The following is a 3,569-nucleotide window of genomic DNA, read 5'->3' on the forward strand; positions in this document are numbered from 1 at the left end:
GTGGTCGAAGAAGGCGTCCATGACGTCCTTGCCGTGGCCGTCGGCCATCCACACCACTCGTCCGGTGTCATGGTCGACCACGCAGGTCATGTAGCGGTGGCCGCGCTTGTAGGAGATCTCGTCGATCCCGACCCGCCGCAGCCCGGCCAGTCGGTCGACGGCCCCGTCGCGGTCGGCGACGTAGCGCTCGACGATCCGGCCCACCGTCCGCCAGGACGTCCGTATCAACACCGCCGTCGCGGACTTCGAGCACTCCGCGGCCAGCCACGCGGTCCGCTGGTCGAAAGCGCGGGTGTGCCCGGCACCATGACGGGCCCAGGGCACCGCGACGACCGTCGGCCCATGCTCCCGGCAGGCCACCCGAGGCGCATCAGCCTCCAGGAACACCCGCACCGCACCGTGGTCCAGGGCCCGCCACCGGCGCCGTCCCCGGCCACCGTCGTACCAGGACGCGGGCCGGACACAGATCCCACACCGCTGCCGCCGCCGCGCTTCGGGCCGTACCGACACGATCACGCACTGTTCGTTCCCGTCGAAGCGGACCCCTTCGACCACGGCCTTTCGACCATCAGGGTCCGCTTCCATATGCTGAAGATAGACACGCCGCTTCTCTGCTTGATCAACCTTGTTGCTAGACACCTCAAGGTTCACAGAGAGCGGCGTGTTTCACGTATCAGCCCAGCTCAGAGCCCCCACACATATGACAGGAGAGCCTCTTTTCGCGGCCCGCCAAGAGCTATGGCGGTAATCGGACGAACTTTGTCCCGAGTGTGGATAAACGGAAGTCCCCCGGCTACGGTGTGGCCCGTTCCGGCGATCCCGCGAGCCCCGTTCCGTATCGGCGGTTCCGTCAGTTCCCTTATCGCAGTGGGGAGTTCGACATGGACCGAAGGACCTTCAGCCGACGGATGCTGGTCGGTGGCGCAGCCGCGGCCGCGACCGGGGTGACATCGTTGTCGCTCGGGGCGGTGGAGGCAAGCTCGGCCGAGATCCCGCCGCGTACGGCCCCGGCCGGCGGCGTGGTACGCCGACTGAAGATGTACGCCGAGAATTTGGCGGACGGGCAGCTCGGCTACGGCTTCGAGAAGGGCAAGGCCTCGATCCCCGGCCCCCTCGTCGAGATCAACGAGGGCGACACGCTGCACATCGAGTTCGAGAACCTCGCCGACGTCGACGCCAGCCTCCATGTCCACGGCGTCGACTACGACATCGCCAACGACGGCACCCGGATGAACAGGAGCCACGTCGAGCCCGGCGGCACCCGGACGTACACCTGGCGCACCCACGCCCCGGGCCGCCGCAAGGACGGCACCTGGGAGCCGGGGAGCGCGGGCTACTGGCACTACCACGACCATGTCGTCGGCACGGACCACGGCACCGGAGGCATCCGCAAGGGGCTCTACGGGCCGGTCATCGTGCGCCGCAAGGGCGACATCCTGCCCGACAAGACGTTCACGATCGTCTTCAACGACATGACGATCAACAACAAGGCGGAGCACAACAGCACCAACTTCGAGGCCACCGTGGGCGATCGGCTGGAAGTCGTGATGATCACACACGGTGAGTACTACCACACCTTCCATATCCACGGTCACCGCTGGGCCGACAACCGGACCGGCCTGCTGACCGGCCCGGACGACCCCAGCCGGGTCATCGACAACAAGATCTGCGGGCCCGCCGACTCCTTCGGCCTCCAGTTCATCGCGGGCGAACGCGTGGGCGCGGGCGCGTGGATGTACCACTGCCATGTCCAGAGCCACTCCGACATGGGGATGGCCGGGCTCCTGCTGATCAAGAAGCCCGACGGCACGATCCCGGGCTACGAACCCCACCACGTGGCGGGCGGCGCGGAGAGGAAGGCCGAGGAGAAGGCCGGCACGAAGAGCGCCGAGAAGGAGGCGGAGAAGGGCGCCGGGGACCACCAGCACTGACCCCGTCCGTCACGGGGCCCGCAGGGAGGGCGGGCGCGGTCACGGGCGGCGGCTGTCGTCGGCGAGCCGCTGCTGCTCCTCCTCGACGATGCGCCGGGCCAGCTCGCCGTCGGAGACGTCCACCGCTTCCGGGGTGGTCTCCGCGAGGTCGCTGCGCCGGGCGTACGCGTCGAACAGCCGGTCCTTGCGGGCCAGCAGCTCCACCAGCCGCTGGTCCACGCTGTCCGTGGCCAGCAGCCGGTGCACCTGGACCGTGCGCACCTGCCCCATCCGGTGGGCGCGGGCGACGGCCTGGTGCTCCAGCGTGGGCTTGATCTGCGGCTCGCACAGGATGATCACGGAGGCGGCCTGCATGTTCAGCCCGGTGCCGCCCGCCTGGATCTGGCTCAGCAGCACCGCGTGCCCGTCCACGGCGGAGAACGCGTCGACCAGCTCCTGCCGTCGGGCCGGTGGGACACTCCCCGAGAGGGGACCGTACGCCTCCGGACCCAGGGCGTCGCCGACCGCGCCGAGGACCTCGCGGAAGTAGGAGAAGACCACCACCTTCAGGCCGTTGTCCCGCGCCTCGCCGACCAGTTCGCGCAGTCGCTCCAGCTTGGCAGACGCCTCGGGCACGGCGTAGGCGGCCCGGCGCATCCGCATGAATCGCCCGGAGGCGACCGCCTCGCGGTAGGCGTCCCGGTCCTCGGCGCCGAACTCCTCCCATTCGTCCACGTGGACCAGTGCCGGGAGTTCGGCCAGCACGTCCACCTGGTTGCGGCGCAGGTAGGCGGGGGCGACGGCCCGGCGGAAGGCCCGCGAACCGGCCGCGCCGTGCGTACCGCTGACCGCCGGCGCGAGTTCGGGGCGCAGTTGGCGCACCAGGCTGCGGAACTCCTCCACCCGGTTCTCCATCGGGGTGCCCGTGAGGAACAGCACCCGCTCCACGCCCTCCGCCCAGCCGGCGACAGCCCGGGACCGACGGGCCGCGGGGTTCTTCACGAAGTGGGCCTCGTCCACCACCAGCATCCCGGGCCGCACCTCGGCCGCCGCCCCCTCCGGCAGCAGGTGCAACGCGTCGAAGGTGGTCACCGCCACCCCGCCGCTCTCCCGCCAGTCCGCGAACGCCTCGGTCCGCTCCGCGCCGTGCACCGGAACGGCACGGAGCGTGGAGCGGGCCTGGATCTCCCGGGTCCAGTTGATCAGCACGCTCGCCGGGCACACCACGAGGAAGTGGGTCTCGCCGTGGGCGGTGAGGTGCGCGATGGCGGCGATGGCCTGCACGGTCTTGCCGAGCCCCATCTCGTCCCCGATGACGACCCGCTTCTGCGCCAGCGCGAAACGCGCCCCGAACGCCTGGTAGCCGCGCAGGGACACCCGCAGACGCGTGTCGTCGAGCCGGAGCGCGCGCACCCGGTCCGCGATCCCGGCGGGCAGGAACCCCTCGGCGGCGTCCCGGTCCGGCCCGCTGCCGGACAGCTCGGCCAGCAGGCTGTAGTACTCGGCGGACCGCAGCTCGAAGTCCACCCAGGCCTCGGCGGGCGACGCCGGTGACCGCAGCAGGTCGGCCGACACCTGCGCGAAGAACACCGGAAGATCCCGCTCCACGGCGTCCGCCGAGGACGGTCTCGCGGCGGATGCCCGCCTCGGTGAGCTGAG

2 protein-coding genes and 1 pseudogene are annotated in these 3,569 nt (G+C 70.6%); 1 reads left to right on the forward strand and 2 read right to left on the reverse strand.

Translation table 11 applies throughout. From position 1 onward, the window contains the following. Positions 1–569 (reverse strand): annotated as a pseudogene (locus B9S58_RS16335) (helix-turn-helix domain-containing protein); the annotation flags it as partial. Positions 570–881: 312 nt separating this feature from the next. Here B9S58_RS16335 and B9S58_RS16340 point away from each other — a divergent pair. Further along, positions 882–1,931 carry a multicopper oxidase domain-containing protein gene (locus tag B9S58_RS16340; RefSeq protein WP_103532841.1) on the forward strand — a complete coding sequence of 350 codons (1,050 nt, stop codon included), beginning with the start codon at positions 882–884 and terminating at the stop codon, positions 1,929–1,931. Between the two features lie 39 nt (positions 1,932–1,970). On the opposite strand, the gene B9S58_RS16345 is transcribed toward B9S58_RS16340, so the two are convergent. After that, positions 1,971–3,569 (reverse strand): DEAD/DEAH box helicase (locus B9S58_RS16345; protein ID WP_103532842.1); only part of this gene is annotated, 1,599 nt, incomplete at its 5' end.

Origin of the sequence: Streptomyces sp. SM11 (assembly GCF_002910905.1) — a bacterium.
In the GTDB taxonomy this organism is placed as follows: domain Bacteria; phylum Actinomycetota; class Actinomycetes; order Streptomycetales; family Streptomycetaceae; genus Streptomyces.